This window comes from Candidatus Nitrospira neomarina (assembly GCF_032051675.1).
Taxonomy (GTDB): domain Bacteria; phylum Nitrospirota; class Nitrospiria; order Nitrospirales; family UBA8639; genus Nitrospira_E; species Nitrospira_E neomarina.
This window is the reverse complement of sequence record NZ_CP116968.1, coordinates 161,708-179,812: the sequence shown is the minus strand read 5'-3', so window position 1 is coordinate 179,812 and position 18,105 is coordinate 161,708. Positions and strand designations below refer to the sequence as shown.

The following is an 18,105-nucleotide window of genomic DNA, read 5'->3' as shown; positions in this document are numbered from 1 at the left end:
TGCTAATGATGCTTTTTTCACCTTATCATTTTTGCATGCAAGATCTTGATCAATGCTTGAGGCTCGCCTATCACATACAGTCTGCTAAATGGGGAACCTCTCATAATATGCATCCGTGCAGGGAAACTATAGATTTTGCTCAACCTTTGCGACTCCATCCTGGCACAGATCCTTCGCCGGGAGGCTCAGGATGACAATCGTATGATGGCATCATTGGGTGTTCTCATGTTGGCTAAATGTCGGTGACTGGTCTAGGGAACCTTGGCGCGACCGATGGTGTTGGCATCCGTCCCGAACCAAATGGATTTGGTCGGGTGATGATAGACCATATGACGGACGCTTCCGCCCCCGCTGGGGATATCCGTCAGACTCATGAACCTGTGGGTTCGTGTATCGAATCCGACGAGGCGATTAGGATGCGCGCCGGTTTCCACAAACCACACCCGGTCCTGATTATCGACAGTCATCCCGTATGGTTTGGCATCGGCTGCTCCCGGCGCCAACCATTCCTGAATGTCGCCTGTTTTGGCGTTGTAAGATCCAAGATACCCTTCGGCATAATCCACATACCAAATGACACCGTCAGAGGTCACCGCCAGGCGTCGTGGTCGTGTTTCGGTCCGTGAAAGCGGAATTTCTCGAACGGTCTGAGTCGCTCGATCTACCATCCCCAACTTGTTGGTCCCGAATTCAGTAAACCATGGGGAATGGGTGGGATCCAGGACCATGCCGTAGGGGCGAGCTTGTGGGGTGGGGAGCGGCATGAGTTGAATCATTCCGGTGGCCATATCCAGATGCCCCACGAAATTCCCCTGTTGTACCGTAAACCAGATGTCATGATCATGGCCAAACACCAGAGTATGGGGATCGTGGGCTTTTGGATCGGGCATGGGATACTTGATGATCTTTCCGGTGCCCGGATCGAGTTTGCCGATGTGGGCCGCGCGGTTTCCGGCATACCAGACCTGACCCTCCTTATCCACAATCAGATTGTGCGGACCGGTGCCGGGATCCAGTGTGAATTGATGAAACTGCCCGAGCTCAGGGTCCAGCACGGCAATGTAATCTCCTCCCTGCCCCACGAACCATACGCGATTTTGCTGATCCACATACGGATCACGCGGTCTCGTCTGGTCCCAAGGCACCTGCCATTCTTTAATCTCCACCGGCTTGAGGGAGGCAGCTTCGGCTTTTGTGGGATGATTGGTGCATCCGGAAAGAACCAGTGGCATGATCAGCCCAAAGACGAATGTGCTTGTTTGGTGGAGTCGATACACCATGGTTCTCCTCTTTGGATGACCCTCGATGACGCGTTCCAGAGTCTCATCTGCATACGGATGTGCATATGTTGGCATGTCTGAAATTATTAGGCAATCAACGAATGGCCGGACAGGCCGTATGGACTTGATGGCTCAGGGAAGGAGAACGGAGACCTGGTCTCGGGCAAACCATTTCTTTTTTAACCAGAACGCGACATGGACGAGAGCTAAGAGTACCGGCACTTCAACTAAAGGTCCGATGACCGTGGCAAACGCAACGGACGATCCCAGGCCGAATGCAGCGATGGCCACGGCGATGGCCAGTTCAAAATTATTGCTGGCTGCCGTGAAGGAGGTCGCCGTGGTTTTGCCATAACCGGCCCCGATGAGTTTGCCCATACTAAAGCTGACAAGAAACATGATGACGAAGTAGAGAATGAGTGGTAGAGCAATGCGAACCACATCCCCGGGGAGACTGAGCACCATGCCGCCTTTGAGCGTAAACATGGCAAAGATCGTGAACAGCAGTGCCATCAGCGTAAGAGGAGCAATCTTCGGGAGAAACCCCCGTTCATACCACTCGCGGCCTTTTTGCCTGATCCCGATCCAGCGGGAAAGGAATCCGAACACAAAGGGAATGCCCAGATAGATGAAGACACTTTCGGCAATGGTCTGAAAGCTGACGTCGACGACTTCCACAGCCAGACCTAATACCGCAGGCAGGATGTCCAAATAGAACCAGGCCAATCCACTGAAGAAGATCAATTGAAAGAGGCTGTTGAAGGCCACCAGGGCCGCCACATATTGGTTGTCGCCTTCGGCGAGTTGATTCCAGACCAGCACCATGGCAATGCACCGCGCCAGCCCGATGAGGATGAGCCCGGTCAGATATTCGGGTGAATCGTGGAGGAATATCACGGCCAGCCCAAACATGAGCAAGGGGCCGATAATCCAATTTTGCACCAGCGACAGGAGGAGAATTTTCCAATCACGAAAGATCAAGGGCAGCTCTTCGTACTTCACACGAGCCAGCGGGGGATACATCATGAGCATGAGGCCAATGGCGATAGGAATGTTGGTGGTACCAAGGGTAAGGCTATTCACCCATGCCGGTGCCCCGGTGAAAACCGAGCCGATTGTGACGCCGGCTACCATGGCGAGGAGGATCCACCCCGTGAGATAGCGGTCGAGAAATGATAAACGGCGTGGGGCGGACGCGGTCATGACAGGACCTCTTCGATTCGTGACTTGAGCAGGAAAAAGGTCTGGTCAAAGGCGGCGTTAATTTCTTCTTTCGTACCGATCACCCTGCCCGGATCAGGAATACTCCAATGCAGCTTACGCGGGTGACCGGAAAAGATCGGGCAGGCTTCTCCGGCCGCTTGATCGCAGACCGTGATGACCAGGTCAAAAGGCTGTGAAACCATGTCATCCCATGATTTGCTGTACGGCTGGCCGGGATCAATTCCATGCCGTTTCAAGGTCGAGACGGAACCCGGATGGACGTATTTGGCCGGATGACTTCCTGCACTCCACGCCCGATATCGTCCCTCGCCCATGTGGTTAATGAGGGCTTCGGCCATGATGGAGCGGCACGAATTACCTGTACAGAGAACCAGAACTTTTATGGCTTCATCAGACATTGGTACAGCAGCCGCTGGATTCCTGTACCGGCATGTTCGCCTCGGGACTCGCCAGAAAGGACGGTTCGCAACAGGCAGAATCCGTGTTCGCCGAATGAGTTGAAAAAATTTCCGCGTCTTCCATCGTATGGTAGGCTTCCCACGGGACTCCGGCAGGATCCACTACCCAGGATTTATCCGATTTAGCATAACAACACAGAGTCTCGCCTTCCTCGGCTACCGCGAGATTCCCGGCTTGAAATCGTTGCCTGATCTCGTCCAACTCCTGTTTCTCCTCAACCTGAATGCCCAGGTGATCCACGCCTTTCGTGGATGACCGGGTGGAGACGGCCAGATTGACGCAGGGATCGTCAAGCATCCATTTGGCATAGTCCGGTTTGCGTTTAACCGGTTCCGCTCCAAACAGCTTGCTGTAAAACCCGATGGCGTCTTCCAACTGTTCGACGCCGATATGGATATGAAGACGTTTCATGAATGAGCCTCCTTGTGAGTGGGTTGGCAACAATTCGAGAGTTCAATAATGCTGCACTTCTTTTTCTTATTGTCCCGGATACTGGCCATATCCTCGCGGCAGCAGTCTTTGACCATATAGCGAATCAGATCGGTAAAAAAATCAAAGTTGGCGCTGTAAATAATTGATCGGCCTTTTCGGTGAGAACGGACCAGTCCCGCATTGCTCATGTGCGATAGGTGAAAGGAGAGGGTGTTATGAGGAATGGCCAGGGCCTCGCTCAACGTCCCGGCGGGTACCCCTGCCAGACCATATTCCACCAGCAGACGAAAGACTCGTAGCCGCGTTTCCTGAGATAAAGCATTAAAAGCCAGAAGAGCGTCATTAATTTCCATATGTCTAGAATAATGGACATATTAAAAAAAAGCAAGACGTCTGCATTAGCAGGCGGGAGATGGATCTTGTGATGCGTTGAACAGGTTGTCGGAACATCACAATACGGGTCAATATTCAGGGGAAGGACTGGGGGAATCTTTCATCCATGGCCTACATCATAAAGGCCATAGGTGCCCGGCTTTTTTCGACAAAAATTCAAGAGGTTGTGACGAAGCAGGCTAAGAGCACAACAGCTGGGCGACCATGGAGCGCAACTCCCCAAAATCATACGGCTTGCCAATGATGGCATAGACGCCTAAGCGGATGGCTTTATCGCGGATTTCTGCGTTGAGCAATCCTGTAACCATAATGACCGGGACATCCTGACTTTGTGGTCGTAGTTGTAATCGGTTCAAAAACTCCATGCCTGTCATGACGGGCATGGCATTATCAAGAATAATAATGTCAAAAGGCTGCGATTCAATTAAAGACAACCCCATAGCCCCATTCTCCGCCTCCACGCAATGGCATCCATCATATTCCAGGACCAGCCTGAGCAATCGGCGACTCATCTCATCATCATCAACAATCAGTGTTTTTTTGGACATCAGGTCACCCCCTCTTGGTAAACGACCCAATCCACTACCCTGATGACCGACCCGACTGAAGGCCGGCTCACGGTTTTTTTGGGCCTGTTGAAAAATAGGGGGATTTGTCGAACTTTCTACTGCCTTCTGCACCATTGACCTCCCCATCCACCCATTCCTATCACCTGCTCCTCCAATTCATCGAGGACTTTTCTGATTCGTTAACCCTGCGCCATTTGAAAAAACCTCGGGCCGCTTAATGGGTTTGGGGATTGACCTTGTTCTGGCCTAGGCCGGACCACAGCCTTGTCACTCCCTGTCTACACATGCATTAATCCTCTCATCCGTTTACCACAATATTGAATCCGCTCAACCCTTGCAGATCGATAAGAAAAGTATTCATCGTTGGGGGATGTGACGCATGTGAGGGCCAAGGCTTCTCGTGGGGGAGAGGAAGGCAAGACCCTGCCATAGAAGTTAGACAAGCTGAACACGGAGGTTCTGCCCAAGGGGGAGTTGGGCAAACAAGCCCGCTTCAGGTGCAAGTGCCAGAAGACATGATGGAACGGCTGAAAGAAACCTGTCAGTGCGAGCAGTCAATCCGACTCATCAACAAGATGGCCACCATGTCGACCTCTGCATGTCCGGGGCAATGAACCGAGTATCCAAGGGATCTCCGTGAAGAAGGGAAGCCGCTTCATCACCCTGGACATTGAACCGGCTCACACTCCCAAAACCCGTTCCATCGATAGGTTATCCGCTATTCTTCAACGCGCCCTGTTGACCCTAGAGCCGGATTTTTCTCTCTCAAACCATTCCTTTTCCCCCACGCCATTCAGAGTCAAGACCTCTTTTGCCGCCTGAAACCAGTCCGCTTGATCATTGCCATGTTGGCCCCCTCGTTGTTCATACAATTCATAGGAGCGCTTGGCAATTCGTTCCTGCAATTCCCATTCTGAAGGGCCAACAGATTGTTCTGTCGGGAAGTGCATGGTGCCTGCGCCATTCTGCGGTTCAACCGGTTGGCCCAACGAGTGTGATTTCCCTTTATTCCCGGATTTGGGTTTCGTCGTGGGAACCGCCATCTTGGATTTGGGAAGTCGGGATGCCGATCCCTTTGACGGACTCTCTTCATTGTCAGATTTTTGAGATCTCATAACTCTCCTTTATGTGTGTATGCTTGCCATAAGTTCACCATGAATTTCTATTTCGCCCGCCAACACGTTGTTGGCTTAGTCGGGTCGGGTCCGGATCTCTACGCTGTTGACTCCCACGGTCACAGTACACGTATGACCGACCTTACCACCGGGGAGCGGAGCCACTGCCTGTGCGAGCCATCCGAGGCTTCGCCTCATTCACGAGCAAGGTCCTCCCCTCATACACCTTATCATTCCAAGCGGCAATCGCTGCCTGCACCTCCTCGTCCGTAGACATCTCCACAAAGCCAAAGCCACGAGACCTCCCTGTCATTTTGTCCATGATCACCTGAGCGGACTTTACCACGCCGTAAGGAGCGAACAGCTCGCGTAATTGAGCGTCCGTCATAGCAAACGGCAATCCACCCACAAACATTTTCAAATTCATACCATTCCTCCTAAAAGGTTGCGGTTAGAGCAATTGACATCACGTGAGAAAAGAACACGGGGAATGCCAAGGCCAAAGACATGATCACGCATGCGAATGAGATCCACTTCCAATCCCATGTTTTCTGACAAAAATCAAAACCCTCACTATGCGACAAGGATTCCTTTTGCTTGATAGAGACCGGCTTGCCAGGCACCATTGTTTTCCCGGACCGGTGTTTTCTCCAGTGACGTTCGACACGAAAAATGACGAAGTGATTTCTGCAGCAAGAGATAGGGATTGAATGGTTTCACCAAAAAATCCTGGGCACCCTCATGAAGTAAATCCCGGAGTTTCGTTTGATTACTTTCTTGAGACATGACAATGACCGGAACGTCGTAGCCCTGCCATCGCAGTTCATCCAGCATGGTCCACCCATTCATGACCGGCATCTCCAAATCCAGCAAAATGCCATCGAATGGCGTGGTACCAAGCACAGTGAGCCCTTCACGCCCATTGGAGGCAGTCACCACGGAAAATCCCAACCAGGCAATCGCATCGGCTATGATTCGCGCACTGCTTGTCTCGTCATCAACAACCAGAATTTGCTCAGACATCTTCACGACCCCCATTCCATTCGATTACCGAGTTTGTGTATTGGAGCCCATCATGTCGTGATAAGCGGCATGAACTCCCTGCCGCAGGATTTTCGCCATCATTCGCTCTGACCTCTGTCCTAAGGGGGGCAACAGCAATAATGCCCTTCACGTTTGTCCAATTTTTCGCAAGAGTCGACAGCAACAGCGTGACTCCGTCATGGAGTCAGACCATCACCCTGCGCTCGAACGATCATGTTCCCGCTCTGCCATGTCGTTTAATTAAGAACCGCTTCGGAACCTTTCCCCTACCATTGTCTGACGGAATGGCATGAGAATATTCTCTTGATTGCTGCTGATTATCAGGCAGCGCCTCTTCTTTCATTGTTACGGAGTTGCCTGTTTCTAGTGAACCCAGTTGATTCATCAGATTTCCTTCTCTTGAAAACAGGGACGTTTTCTAATTGAGCCTCAGAGCCAAATCGTCGATCTTTCCTGTTGATTCATGTTGACCAATCACTTCATCAGGGTTGGAAGGCGTTGGCCGGCTGAATATCTAACCGTCGAGATTTCCTCATTTGGCTCTCATTTTCCAAAGAAAAAGTCGGCTGCAGCCCAAATCGATGAATATCCTCTGCAATCCGTTCCGGACTTCCCCAATCACTCCATGACACCCCGGCCATTTGGAGCACGGCAAGATTGGCTGTCGCACGGGAAAGCAGGAGTGAAGAGAAATTCCAGGCAGGCATCACGCCATAGATCGATTCCAACACGGTTCCTTCATATGAGGTGCCAATCGCGTGGCCCAACCTTTCAAATAACGGCATCATTTCAGGAATACACTGCCATCCCAACTTCCACAGCGTTTCCACTTTGGCGGCAAACACCAGCGTGTTCCAGCACATGCCTGACCGGCTTTTGGTCAGAGTGACGAAAGAAGAGGGTTTTTCTATAAATGATTTCACACCCCGGATCTGGTGACCGGAGGCCCACCCAAGCTCCTTTCCCAGTTCAATACACCCATAATCCGTTTCCGGCCGGTCAGGTGGAACCCCGAGCATCACAAGCCGGTCCGTTAACCATTCCGTTGCCGAAACAGCTCGCCCTACGATGTCCAAAAATCGCCCCTCGGGACACACAAAATGATCCGACGGATAAATCACCACCGTAGCTTTCGCGTCACGCGCACGGACATGGGTGAGCGGGAGAAAGATCCCGGGACCGGTATCACGATTGAGGGGTTGACTGATGACGGTGCCGGATGATCGGTTTTCCATTTGTTCCCACGCCAGATGTTGATGGGCCTGTGCGATCACCGTCACCCGACGGTCTGATGCCCCCAAGCGATCGGCACGGTCTATGGTGTGTTGCAACATGGAACGTGTCCCCACAAACGTGCAATATTGCTTCGGGTGTTGATTGCCAAACCATTGAGAGATTGCAGGCTTAAGCCGTTCCCCATTACCTCCCGCCAACACAATCGACCAGACCCCGTCATGCTGTCTTTGTGAATCCTTCACGACATCCTCCTCGTCTGGCACCAGACGGCACCGTTACAAACCCGACAACTTCCTGGTGCGCCTGACACACACGTCTTTTCCATAGATTGATCAACTGACTCGACTGAGAGTGGCAGAACCATGCCTCCGTAGAGAGATTTCGCTTTGCCTGTGACTCCCGGTCTGGCGATTAGCGAGAATCTGCGAATCAATCACCTCGCCGCAATTCACACATTTCCAAATACCCCCCGGATCATCCCGACACACCGCTTCACCTTCAACAAAGGTCTCGATCATCCATCCCCCACATCGGAGACACGATCCTTGCATGATTTACTCCTTCATCGTCTTCCTACTGTGGATAGAGGTATAGCAACGTGACAAAAGCGCCACAATCACCAATACGATGATTTTCCAATCATATTTTTTACGATTGCGTTGTCGTGGTTTGTACTACAGAGACGGGAATGACGGAGGCGATGCCCTCAGGAACAAAAATCCCTGCCTGACCGTCGAATTACGGGACTAACTGATGCTGAAAGGCGTACCGGGTTAATTCCGCATTATTCTTCATTTTCAGCTTCTGAAGGATACGTGAGCGGTACGTACTGATGGTGCTCGCACCAAGGGACAGTTCCTCGGCAATATCCCGGGCAGTCTTACCTGAGGCAATCAAGCTGAGGATCTGATATTCCCGGTCTGACAGGGTGAGGTGGGGTGGGCTTCCGAGGTCATCTGATAGAGACATGGCTAAAACTTCAGCGAGGGAGGAACTGATATACTTTCCGCCCTGCAACACTTTCTGAATCGCGGTGACCAATTCCTCTGCGGCACTATCCTTCGTCAGATAACCTGCTGCACCCGCCTTTAACACGCGCACCGCGAATTGATCTTCCGGATGCATACTTAAAACCAGGACCGGCAGTTTAGGGTGAAGTTGTTTCAGATCCTTGAGCGCATCCAGGCCGCTTCGGCCTGGCATGGTCATGTCCAGGATCACAATATCCCATTTTCGTTTCCCCACGAGGTCAAGCACCTCATGGATATTGGAGGCTTCACCTATGATCGCGTGGTCGAAATCGTCGGTGATAATTTGCTTGACACCTTGACGAACCACGGCGTGATCGTCGGCAACCAGAATTTTTACCATATCGTTCCTCAAAACCTGTCACCCACATTCATGAATAAGGGACGATCAACGGGTGGATCTCCATATCGTCCATGCTGTTTACGCTTCAGAATGAAGCGGCAACCGTAGGATGGCCGTTGTGCCTTTCTCCGGGTCACCGATGATTGACATCTCACCACCCCAAAGAAGAGCGCGCTCACGCATGCCGACCAGGCCCAGGGATTTAGGGCTGGAAATCTGCAGGGGAGTAATGCCGCAACCATTATCCGCAACTTTCAATTCCAGGTGCCCCCCAGACTTCCTCATCTGGATGCTGATCCTGGTGGCCTTGGCATGACGGGTTACATTGGTCAAGATCTCCTGAAGGATTCGAAAGATCGTTGTGGCGCGATCACCGCTGACGACCAGACTCTCAGGATGAATATCCAATGCGCAGATGACTCCGGTCCGGGACCGAAATTCCTTCGCTTGCCATTCAATGGCCGGCCCCAGGCCAAGCTCGTCCAATACTCCCGGGCGCAATTCTGTCGCAATTTTCTGCACCAATTGGACCATACCATCCAGGAGCGTTGACATCGAACGCATTTTTGTTGAAAGCTTTGAGCCCACACTGGTATCAGTCGGCGGGATTCTCTTGGCCATCCAGGCCAGGTCCATTTTCAAGCACGTGAGCGCTGAACCCATTTCATCGTGAATTTCACGAGCGACCAGTGTTCGCTCCTCTTCCCTGACCGTTTGCAGATGCGCAGCCAGATCGCGTAATTGTTCATGAGATTTCTTTAAACGCTCCTCTGATTTTTTGCGTTCCGTGATGTCCCGGAATGTGGCCACGGCGCCCACGATGCTGCCGTTTTCGCAGATAGGATTGCTGGTATATTCCACCCAGAAATGCGTCCCATCCTTTTTCCAGAATACATCTTCCGATACATGATGGACCTTCCCGTCCCGAAAGGCCTGATAGATAATACAGTCCTCAACCGGGAAGGGAGCGCCATCAACTTTGTGATGGTGAAAAATGGGATGCGTAGCTTTTCCTTGCAATTCGCCCCTCGAATACCCAAGCATGTGCGCGGCGGCCGGATTCACCAAGGTGGCCTTTCCCTCCAGATCAACCCCAAAAATCCCATCGTGAACTGAGTTCAACAAAAGTTCATACTGATAGTGGAGTCGCGCCAGTGAGGCTTCCGCCTTTTTACGTTCCGTGACATCCCGTGCGATACCCACGATATCGGAAATCTGATTGTGCTGATCATAAATGACGGTCGCTTTCATCTCGATCTCGCGGGCGTCGCCGGCTTTGGGCATGAAACGGGCGTTGAATTCTGCGGGCCCCGGGCTTTTCATGCCCTCCTCTTTGAACCAGTGGGCATAACGAGAAAGATCCTCGGGATGGAGATAGTATGAGACTGGGAATCCCTTCATATCTTCGGGGGAATAGCCAAGTATGTGGAATACCGCGGGGCTCACATATTGAAAGCAGCCCCCGGCATCCAATTCGAATACGATGTCGGTGATGTTGGCAATGAGACGATGATAGCGCTCATCCGTATGCTTCACCATGAGGCGCAAATGACGCTTTTCCAGCACCTCACCAACCACGACGGGAAGGTCAACCAGGAAGTCTGTAGATTTTCGATGATAATAATCGGCACCGGCCAGCATCACCTGAACCGCTGTCGCTTCATCGCCATGTCCCGTGAGGAGGATGATGCTGGTCTCGGGAGAAAGAAGTTTTAACTCCTTGAGTACCTCCAGTCCGTTTTTTCCGGGAAGCTTGTAATCTAAAAGAATCAATGACCAGCAGGAAGCTCTGACTTTTTCCAATCCTGCTTCCGCTGTTGCGGCTCCTTCGATAATACTGTCGGGCCACCTCTGCCAAAGAGCTTCACTGGCCAGCTCTACATCATCGGGATCGTCGTCAATGATCAAAAATCGTTGCGGGTTTTTATCAAGCATCCCAACCGACCTCTTTTCCTCCAGGTTCATATTTGAGCAACAGCATCCCCTGTCTCCGCCCTCCGACCGACCAAAAGCTTACTCCTCACACACGAGAGTCCACACCATAGAATGTTCCAACGCTTCCACACTTGAGGGAAAATTTCGAGATTCTTCGGAGGACACAACAACTACAAATAGGGAGGCGGGATATTCGTCAAGACCCAATAGAGTTCCAGGGTTTTGATGGTCTCGACAAATTTATCAAAATACACGGGTTTTTGAATGTAGGAATTCACTCCCAGATCATAGGATCGAACAATATCCTCGTCCCGTTTCGAAGTGGTCAGCACCACCACGGGAACACGACAGAGCACAGGTTCCTCTTTGATCCGCTTTAACACTTCGATGCCATCCACTTTGGGCAATCGCAAATCCAAGAGGATCAATTTTGGATATCGGTCCGGCGTGAGTGGCGTTTGCACATTCTCAAACAGGTGCTTAATCGCCTCCTGCCCATCACGAATGACGGTGAGGGTATTGGCAATCTTTCCCGCATCCAAGGCTTCCCTCGTGAGTTCGATGTCGTCTTCATTGTCTTCAATAAGCAAAATCTCAACCGGATTGACATTCATTTATTTCTCCTCCCCCGACAACGGGATGGAACTCGATGTTCTCAATGAGTATTCTGTCTCGCGACCGTCAATGGCCTCGACGCTTTTTTCTGGTGAGGGAGATACTGGCCGTCCTTTTTTCCCGTATCCTCCAGACGTTTTGGGAAGCGTGAAAAAGAACATACTCCCTTTTCCCTCCTCGGACTCTACCCAAATTTTTCCTCTGTGGAAATCCACAATGCGTTTCACAATGGCCAGCCCTATACCCGTGCCTTCAATCTGTTCGTGTGTATGCAGCCGGTTGAAGATACCAAAAATTTTCCCGTGAAATTCAGGAGGGATTCCAATCCCGTTGTCCCGGATAAAGAAAGTGAAGTGTTGGCCATCCTCCTGACATCCGATATGGATGACCGGCGGCTCCCCCGATTTGGCATATTTCAGGGCGTTAGACACCAGATTGGCCCAGAGTTGTGCCAGCCGAACCCGGTCTCCATACACCCATGGGAATGAACTCTCGACCTTGAAGTCCGCGTGGGTATGACGGATACGGTCTTCCATATCCAGACGCACCTGATGAATGATTTGCTCCATGGGCACGAGTTCCCATGGATGGGAAATGCGTTCGATGCGGGAATAATCTAACAGATCCCGGATGAGTTCCTCCATGCGCTCAGCGCCTTTCTGAATCCGCTCCAGGTAATGCCGTTCCTTCTGATCCAGCCGCTCCTTTGCTCGTTTTAACAGCAGGACCGCAAATCCCTGCATGCCCCGGAGGGGGGCTTGTAGGTCATGGGAAATGGCATAGACAAAATGCTCCAGTTCCTGATTGCTGATTCGAAGAGATTCTTCGGTTCGCTTTCCGGCGGTGACGTCTTTACACAAGCCAACCGTCCCGACCGGTTCCCCGCCTGCGTTCCGAAGAACTGAAAGCGTGAGACTGATGATCACCGGTTGGCCATCGGGATTCCGGAATTCCACCTCACGACCAACCACCTCCCCTTTGTTGTGTAATTCATCCAGGATTGGCTTCCATTGATCCGGTTCCAGAAGCAGTTCTGTTACGGGCTTCGAAACGATGGCTTCGGCGGGATATCCCAATACTCTCTCGGCCCCACGACTAAACCTCGTGATGTTCCCCTCTGTGTCGGAAAAAAAGATGGGATCGGGTGCATGGTCAAGCACATCCGCCAGCTGATCCCGCGCCGCGCGAGAATCTTGTTCGGCTGTCAAGGCACGAGCCGCCTCGGCTTGAGCCTGACCCGATTCCTGTTTCAAGAGATAGGAGAGCCAATATAACAGCCCAATCAAGGGGAAAAAGATAATACTTCCGACAAGACCCAAATTCCAGACGATCCGGTGCAGGGGTGCCAGAATCACACTGCGATCCAGGTTGACGAGGACCGTCCAATGCAGACTCGGAAATTCGCCCATGCCCTTGGTGCGGGCATACCCTCTCAGGATTGGGACCCCTCGTCGTTTATGCCATTCTTCCACATAGCCGGGCGGGCCCGAAGCACTCACCAGAGCGGACTGCACTCCGAGGTCTCCCAGATTAACTTTTCCCTCTTCGTGTAGAACCGAATCGGCAAGGAGGTTGCCATCCTTGTCCAGCAAATGCCACTCACCCATCGCAGAAGGGCCTTCAGGCATCTGAATAGGAATGACGGTCCGGTCGAAAACCTGTTGGAGATCAGGGAGCCCGACCCGTGCGGTCACGGCACCCAAAAACTCTTCTGGAGAGCCAAGAATCGGAGCCGAGAAGGCTACGGCCATCACCCCGCCGACTTCAGGGGAGGGCTCGGCATTTTGAATATGAATACCGCCCCTATCCCGCACAGCTTGAAACCAGGGCTTATGACTCTGGTCTCCCCCAATACTGGACCGGTCGGAGGCGGCAATGATCCTACCCTGCTCATCGGTAACCGCTAACCATCGATAGACAGGGTAGGCTTCCTGAAGCAAATCAAAATAATTGTTCATCGCCTGGACGTCCTGGCCATGAAAGACACCTGATTGGGCCATGGTTTGAATATCCCCATACCGCTCAAACAGGAGCAGGTCCAACTTATAGGCAATATCGGCCGCGACCTGAGTCAGGCTTCTACCGGCAGATTCCACAGTTTGATTTTCAAGCAGGGAAACGGCCACGGCCCCAAGGGCCAGAACGCCGACCACCAAAAAGATACGAAGCCATGACAACCATTGGTAGGAACTTTTGGGTATCTGCATAATCGCGTTTGGTGACATCCTGTCAATGGGAGAGAGTAGGAGGGCACTCACCGCCTCACACCATTCCAGTGAATGGAGAAGGCCATCAACCTGATGCTGGGTGTGAATGTGACTTGTCGTTTATTGGTGTTGGTGAATCATGGAAGAGGCATTTGAGCGAGATAGAGTCAGCACCTTGGGGGCGAGTGGATGACAACCAGTGACAGAATGAGAACACAACATCATCGTAGAGGACCCGGAAAGTTGTCATCCTAACCATGGTGAAAAGTTGAGGTCAAGAGACCTGCCCGGGCTAGGCCTGCAAAACAGGATTTTTATTAAGTTTTCAAAGACCGCCCAGAAAAGGGCTGTCGGATCTCCTGCGTGTGGGGTTAACAATTAGGACGTTTTTCTAGCCATCGCAGGGGCGGAGCATATGGAAAACCATGATATGTTCAGAATTGCGGGTGCCATTGGGAATGTTCATGTTCTTATCTCTCTTCATGTCGTTTATATAATCGGGGATAAACCACTTGCCTCCTTCCTTATTTAACGTCAGCTTTCCCCGCTCTTACCACCCTGCGCTAATTGCCAGCGCTGACCGTATCCCCGGGCCCAGATATTGGCGGTAACGCCATGGAGAAGAATGCTGAGAATCACCGTCCAGACCACCACGTGGGCTATCACGCGGCTGTTTGGCAGATGGGCATTTAACACGATGACGCCGAACACAATGCTCGCCAGTCCCCGCGGACCAAACCAGCCCATAAACAATCTGCCCTCGAGACTCACTCCGAGACCGGTGAGTGAGACAAAGACCGGCACCATGCGAATAAGGGTCAGGCTCAGCACGGCATACAGGAGAATAGGCCAGCTAAAATACTGGAAGGCCTTGCCGACCACTGCCGTGCCGAAGATCACCCAGGTCAGCAGTGCAAAGGTCTCACCCTCACCTTCCACGGCGCGTAGCAGCTCTTTACGGTACTCCTTGAGTCGAACACCGAACAGCAGTCCTCCCACGAACGCGGCAATGAATCCACTCCCGCCGAATAGCTGCGCCATCGCGAAGCATCCGATGGCCAGGCTGATGACCGGTAACTGAATCCAGATGTCGGAAATCCACTGGCGGCGATGACAGAAGCGTAGCAGGCTGACAGCCCCACCGGTCAGGACAAGCCCGACGACGACGCCAATGCCGATTTCCTTGACAAGGAAGCTGAACACCAGAGAACCCGTACTTTTATCCCCATGCTGCTCAATGGCGAGCGCGAGGAACACCAGGAGGATCGGGACGCAGATCCCATCGTTGAGACCACTCTCGACGCTGAGACTTTGCCGAACGTTTTTGGGGACAGCCTGGTTGGTCACCACACCCTTGCCGAGGGCGGCATCCGTCGGGGCGAGCAGCGTCGCCAGCAGCGCCACTTCGAAACCGGACATGTCAGGAAAGAACATTTTCCCCACCCCGAAACCAACCAATATGGTGAGAGGTAAACCCAATAACAGCAGGCGCACGGGCAACCGCCATGTTGTGCGTAGCGTGGCCAGATCAGCCGCGGCGGCATCGGTGAACAAGACCAGTGCCAAGGTCAATTCCGCAAGCATCCGAATAGTTTCGGCCGTCACTTCCAGAGCCAAGAGGCCCAACCCTACCGGCCCGACAAGCACCCCAAAGGCCGTAAAAATTATCGGGCCACTGATCGGCGTACGCTCCATGCCGCCGGCGACGGAACTGTAAATAAGAATAAATACCGCCAGGATCGCGAGCGTCTGATACATCAAAACCCTTTCAAGGTTTTCCGAATCATAATCCTGAGCACTATTTTTCTTATTTTTGTAAGAAACGGTGTATCACTTTTGTTAATTGGGAATGCAGAAGCCTTATTGGGAGTCGTAGAGTGTCGTGAACTCGAAGGCGGTGCCGCACGTGCTAAATCCTCCGCGAGTATGAAAAAAATTTGTTGGGATTCTACGTCGTTAGTGCAAAAGCCTGCATAATATGGCTCCACAACGCGCAACGAGTGAACACGATGGAGGAGATCGCATTCATGGCAGGCGATGAAGGTATGGGATGTCCCATGAGAGCTTCATCATCTTCGCCTTCCCGCATCTGCGAATACGCATCACCTGAAAGCAGGCCTGCTCAACCGATCGGGCCTGACGCGTGGCGCCACACACGCTGAGTAACCCCATGACAAACACAAACAAAAATCCTTGAATAAAAACTTTACTCCATATCTTCTCGTCACACCCCGCTGTAGATAGATAATGATATTTACCAATGCTCCTACATTCCCATGCCATGTATAACTCGAACCGCCCCCGACACCTGCGAGGACTAACCTTAAGGTCGGAAACACGTTTGTGATCGTTCAAAGACCAACCATAGGATCAAGTCCATTGGGAAACTCCATGCATTATCGGTTACCGCTTGGGAGCAAAATGGCTTCAGAGCAGCCAATTGTCATGTTTACTCCGATGGCTCTTCACAGTTGGCACCATCCCGCTGCTTACAGAGACGCCAGCGGGCTTTTTTGGCCCAGTAGGAGAAGGCCTCTTCCACATCATCCCAACGGTCAAATCGATTTTTCGTGAGATATTTCCCCCCCCCCACGCCGATCCACGGCAGCAAACATTAAAGTACCGTCCTGGGCGTCGGTCCCCTTCGCTTCGACAGAAGCTTCACCCACAAAGGAGTTCGTTCCAAGGGCCAGGCGCTTACCTTGTGAAAGCACCAGCGCCCCGGGATACAGATTGGTGGCTAGATCCAGTATAGGCATAGACTTTCCGGTTTCCGTGATTGCCATTTCGAATACAAGGACACCCGGACCAGGCTTGTCTACCATCTGGTAGTCCTTTTGCAACTCTTCATTGAGTTTTGACCAAAGATACCGGCCTAGCAATTCCGCATCTTCTTTATCCATGTCCTTGGCATTTGATTCTTCACCTCGCCACACTTGGACAGGCTTGAGCAAAATTTTATCGAAGGATTTCCATTTTGCCGGATCCTCTTTTATGTACACCAGCGTCGCTTGCCCCTTTTCACCTTCTTTCAGCATCGATTAATCCCCGAGGTACCCGGAAGGCTCCGCTTTTCCATAGCCACCGGCCTGTTTGGTTTTGGCACATCCGACAGCCACCGCCACCATCAACGAAGTAACTATCAAGAGTGTCAAAAGTTTCTGCATGTTCATGCTTCTCTCATTTTTTTATTTTTTAAAAAAATGAACGACAAGGGAAAGGCCCTTTCCATGCTCGTCTTAGCCGTCCTATGCCAGATCTCATTTAAAAATGAATGCTCAATCCGGTCACGGGACCGTGCATGGTCATCTTCCATTCAAACCTGTTCCGGCCTGATCCAGTCTCGTAATCCTGATACAGTGCCCGGTACCCGGCCCAGACCGTTGACTTTTTCGAGAACAATGAAAAGTCATAGCCCAACAAACCATCCGCATGCCAGGTAAAATCCGAACCGGCGCCAAAGCCGCCGATATCGCCTGCGAGAAGTAGCTTTATTTTTGGAAACACCTCAGTGGTGGTTCGGAGGCCAAATATCGGATCAACCCAGTCCGGGGACCCCTTAAATTTTCGTCCAGCGGAGAGATTCAAAGGTCCGGGCGTCAGATTAATATTGGCATCAAGCGTACCGTCCAGCGACGTATAGCGCCCGCCTGCGTAGAAATCCACCACCATCTTCTGTCCCGCATAGGAAGGATCACCACCAGGAGCATCCGCCAATGACCATTCTGCAAGGCGGTAACTGGCTCCGAATGAAATGAGAGCAACTTTGACCTTCGCATCCGAAGAAACCGGGCCAAAGCGGACCGTATCAGATTCCAAGTCTAAATATGTGCCGTCGACAAACGCTCCCCATCGTCCCTTGCGTACCTCAAAATTTCCCAAAAATCCGAAGATGGAATCGGAGTTTCGAATGATATCGAGAAAACTCGCATCGACATCGGCCGTTCGGCCTTTAATCGTCAAATCTCCTTCGAGGCCCACCACCCAAACATATGGTGTCACGATGAATTGCCAACCCTGATCTTCGGATTCATCGGCTGCAGCCATAGCCTCGAGCGGGGCGCAGAAGATAGCCAGTAAGAGAATGAGCATTCCGGCTGCCCGGGTCAGAGCCCGATTCAATTCCTGAAGGTATTTACCTCTTGTCACAATACGGAACACCACACAGCTCCTCCCTCCAACCGTAACACCATCCGAACTCTATTTTATGAGCGTTCTTGGTAAC

Annotated in this window: 20 protein-coding genes; all 20 read right to left on the bottom strand. The window is 51.9% G+C overall.

All coding sequences use genetic code 11. From position 1 onward, the window contains the following. Window positions 1-251: 251 nt before the first annotated feature. Window positions 252-1,280 carry a Vgb family protein gene (locus PQG83_RS00775; RefSeq protein WP_312745619.1) on the bottom strand — a complete coding sequence of 343 codons (1,029 nt, stop codon included), beginning with the start codon at window positions 1,278-1,280 and terminating at the stop codon, window positions 252-254. A gap of 132 nt (window positions 1,281-1,412) precedes the next feature. Next, a complete protein-coding gene (arsB, locus tag PQG83_RS00770) occupies window positions 1,413-2,483 on the bottom strand; it encodes an ACR3 family arsenite efflux transporter (RefSeq protein ID WP_312745617.1) in 1,071 nt (356 codons plus the stop codon). Beyond that, a complete protein-coding gene (locus tag PQG83_RS00765) occupies window positions 2,480-2,902 on the bottom strand; it encodes an arsenate reductase ArsC (RefSeq protein ID WP_312745615.1) in 423 nt (140 codons plus the stop codon). The genes arsB and PQG83_RS00765 overlap by 4 nt, the downstream gene beginning before the upstream one ends. After that, window positions 2,895-3,374 (bottom strand): ArsI/CadI family heavy metal resistance metalloenzyme, encoded by a 480-nt coding sequence (locus PQG83_RS00760; protein WP_312745612.1) that lies wholly within the window; start codon window positions 3,372-3,374, stop codon window positions 2,895-2,897. Before PQG83_RS00760 ends, PQG83_RS00765 begins: the two co-directional genes overlap by 8 nt. Then, window positions 3,371-3,748, bottom strand: coding sequence for an ArsR/SmtB family transcription factor (locus PQG83_RS00755; protein WP_312745609.1), 378 nt, complete (start codon window positions 3,746-3,748; stop codon window positions 3,371-3,373). Before PQG83_RS00755 ends, PQG83_RS00760 begins: the two co-directional genes overlap by 4 nt. 219 nt (window positions 3,749-3,967) lie before the next feature. Beyond that, window positions 3,968-4,336, bottom strand: coding sequence for a response regulator (locus tag PQG83_RS00750; protein WP_312745607.1), 369 nt, complete (start codon window positions 4,334-4,336; stop codon window positions 3,968-3,970). A 746-nt stretch (window positions 4,337-5,082) separates the two neighbouring features. Next, on the bottom strand, window positions 5,083-5,472 hold the full coding sequence (locus PQG83_RS00745; RefSeq protein ID WP_312745604.1) for a DUF2934 domain-containing protein: 390 nt from the start codon (window positions 5,470-5,472) through the stop codon (window positions 5,083-5,085). A 142-nt stretch (window positions 5,473-5,614) separates the two neighbouring features. Next, window positions 5,615-5,899, bottom strand: coding sequence for an RNA-binding regulator (gene rbp, locus PQG83_RS00740; RefSeq protein ID WP_312745601.1), 285 nt, complete (start codon window positions 5,897-5,899; stop codon window positions 5,615-5,617). A 146-nt stretch (window positions 5,900-6,045) separates the two neighbouring features. Then, entirely contained in the window at window positions 6,046-6,495 is a 450-nt protein-coding gene (locus PQG83_RS00735) for a response regulator (protein ID WP_312745598.1), read from the bottom strand. Window positions 6,496-6,727: 232 nt separating this feature from the next. After that, on the bottom strand, window positions 6,728-6,901 hold the full coding sequence (locus PQG83_RS00730) for a hypothetical protein (protein ID WP_312745596.1): 174 nt from the start codon (window positions 6,899-6,901) through the stop codon (window positions 6,728-6,730). Between the two features lie 97 nt (window positions 6,902-6,998). Continuing rightward, entirely contained in the window at window positions 6,999-7,994 is a 996-nt protein-coding gene (locus PQG83_RS00725; RefSeq protein ID WP_312745593.1) for a sugar phosphate nucleotidyltransferase, read from the bottom strand. Between the two features lie 90 nt (window positions 7,995-8,084). After that, window positions 8,085-8,303 (bottom strand): hypothetical protein, encoded by a 219-nt coding sequence (locus PQG83_RS00720; protein WP_312745590.1) that lies wholly within the window; start codon window positions 8,301-8,303, stop codon window positions 8,085-8,087. Between the two features lie 187 nt (window positions 8,304-8,490). Continuing rightward, window positions 8,491-9,123 carry a response regulator gene (locus tag PQG83_RS00715; RefSeq protein ID WP_312745589.1) on the bottom strand — a complete coding sequence of 211 codons (633 nt, stop codon included), beginning with the start codon at window positions 9,121-9,123 and terminating at the stop codon, window positions 8,491-8,493. A gap of 78 nt (window positions 9,124-9,201) precedes the next feature. After that, window positions 9,202-11,058, bottom strand: coding sequence for a hybrid sensor histidine kinase/response regulator (locus PQG83_RS00710; RefSeq protein WP_312745586.1), 1,857 nt, complete (start codon window positions 11,056-11,058; stop codon window positions 9,202-9,204). A gap of 170 nt (window positions 11,059-11,228) precedes the next feature. After that, window positions 11,229-11,672, bottom strand: a complete 444-nt coding sequence (locus tag PQG83_RS00705; RefSeq protein ID WP_312745583.1) for a response regulator — start codon at window positions 11,670-11,672, stop codon at window positions 11,229-11,231. Beyond that, window positions 11,673-13,931 (bottom strand): sensor histidine kinase, encoded by a 2,259-nt coding sequence (locus tag PQG83_RS00700; protein ID WP_312745580.1) that lies wholly within the window; start codon window positions 13,929-13,931, stop codon window positions 11,673-11,675. It abuts the gene before it with no gap. 483 nt (window positions 13,932-14,414) lie between these two features. Beyond that, window positions 14,415-15,638, bottom strand: a complete 1,224-nt coding sequence (locus tag PQG83_RS00695) for a cation:proton antiporter (protein WP_312745577.1) — start codon at window positions 15,636-15,638, stop codon at window positions 14,415-14,417. A gap of 797 nt (window positions 15,639-16,435) precedes the next feature. Further along, window positions 16,436-16,918, bottom strand: a complete 483-nt coding sequence (locus PQG83_RS00690) for a DUF3313 domain-containing protein (RefSeq protein ID WP_312745574.1) — start codon at window positions 16,916-16,918, stop codon at window positions 16,436-16,438. Window positions 16,919-16,921: 3 nt separating this feature from the next. After that, window positions 16,922-17,047 (bottom strand): hypothetical protein, encoded by a 126-nt coding sequence (locus PQG83_RS00685; RefSeq protein WP_312745571.1) that lies wholly within the window; start codon window positions 17,045-17,047, stop codon window positions 16,922-16,924. Between the two features lie 97 nt (window positions 17,048-17,144). Then, window positions 17,145-18,044 carry a hypothetical protein gene (locus tag PQG83_RS00680; protein ID WP_312745569.1) on the bottom strand — a complete coding sequence of 300 codons (900 nt, stop codon included), beginning with the start codon at window positions 18,042-18,044 and terminating at the stop codon, window positions 17,145-17,147. Between the last annotated feature and the right edge of the window lie 61 nt (window positions 18,045-18,105).